The following is a 1,511-nucleotide window of genomic DNA, read 5'->3' as shown; positions in this document are numbered from 1 at the left end:
CGTTGATCCGGGCGATCACCCGGGTGGCCAGCAGCGAGTTGCCGCCCAACGCGAAGAAATCGTCATCCAAACCGACCCGGTCGGCGCCGAGCAGCCCGGCGAACACCTCGGCGACGGCCTGCTGGACGGGGGAACTCGGCGCCCGGAACACCGCACCGGAGCTGAACTGTGGGGCGGGCAGCGCTTTACGGTCCAGTTTCCCGTTCGGGGTCAGCGGCAGCGCGTCCAGCACCACCACAGCATCCGGCACCATGTAGCCGGTCAAGAACTCCGAGACCTGCGCCCGCAACACCGACGCGTCCACACTCACCCCGGTATCGGCCACCACATACCCGATCAAACGGTCCCCGGCGTGCTCCTCGGAGCGAACCAGCACCACCGCCTGACCGACCCCCGGACACCGCAGCAGCGCCGCCTCGATCTCCCCCAACTCGATCCGGAACCCCCGCAACTGCACCTGCTGATCACCACGCCCGGCGTACTCCAGGGTGGCCTGACCACCGAAACCGACCCACCGGCCGATATCGCCGCTGCGATACATCCGCGAACCCGGCGCACCGAACGGATCGGCCACGAACCGTGTCGCGGTCAACCCCGGCCTGCCCAGATAGCCACGCGAGAGCTGCCCACCCGCGACGTGAATCTCACCGGCCACACCGACCGGTGCGGGATGGAGCCGGTCATCGATCACGTAGGCGTCCAAACCGGGCAGCGCGCGCCCGATCACACTGGCCTGGTTGTCGACCATCTGCTCATCCAGCGACAGGAACGACACATGCACCGTGGTCTCGGTGATGCCGTACATGTTCACCAGCCATGGCGCATCGACCGGATGACGGTCGTACCAGCGCTGCAACTGACGCAGATCCAATGCCTCGCCGCCGAAGACGACATAGCGAAGCGCGAACTTGCCCTGGTCGCTCGGGTGCGCGGCCCGGTCGGCCTCGGCGAGCTGGTAGAACGCCGAGGGGGTCTGGTTGAGCACGGTGACCTGTTCCCGGATCAGCAGCTCACGGAACTGCTCGGGCGACCGCGAGGTCAGGTAGTCGACCACTACGACGGTGCCGCCGTTGGCCAGCGCGCACCACAGCTCCCACACCGAGAAGTCGAACGCGTAGGAGTGGAACAACGTCCACACGTCGGTCTCGTCGAACTCGAACAGCGACTGGGTGTTGGCGAACAACTCCACCACATTGCGATGCGCCACCCCGACCCCCTTGGGCACACCGGTGGAACCGGAGGTGTAGATGACATACGCCAGGTGGTCGGGGCGCAGCCGCGCCACTCGCTCGTGGTTGCGGACCCGCGCGTCGTCGTAGCCGCTGGTCTCCTCGAGCAGGATCACCGGAATATCGCCGACCGGCAGCACTTCTTGCTCCTGCTCGGTGGTCAGGATGCATACCGGTGCGGCGTCCTCGAGCATGAACTCCAACCGTTGCACCGGATAGGTGGTATCGATCGGCAGATACGCCGCCCCCGCGGTCAGCACACCCAGCAAAGCCACCGGCAAT

The 1,511-nt window shown here is 66.5% G+C and carries 1 protein-coding gene; it reads right to left on the bottom strand.

The annotated features are described in order from the left end of the window. Window positions 1-1,511: amino acid adenylation domain-containing protein (locus GVY39_RS33695; protein WP_159931026.1), on the bottom strand; the 1,511-nt coding region annotated here is incomplete at both ends.

The organism is Nocardia sp. CY15, from assembly GCF_009829295.1.
Classification (GTDB): Bacteria; Actinomycetota; Actinomycetes; order Mycobacteriales; family Mycobacteriaceae; genus Nocardia; species Nocardia sputi.
This window is presented reverse-complemented; position numbering and strand designations above follow the sequence as displayed.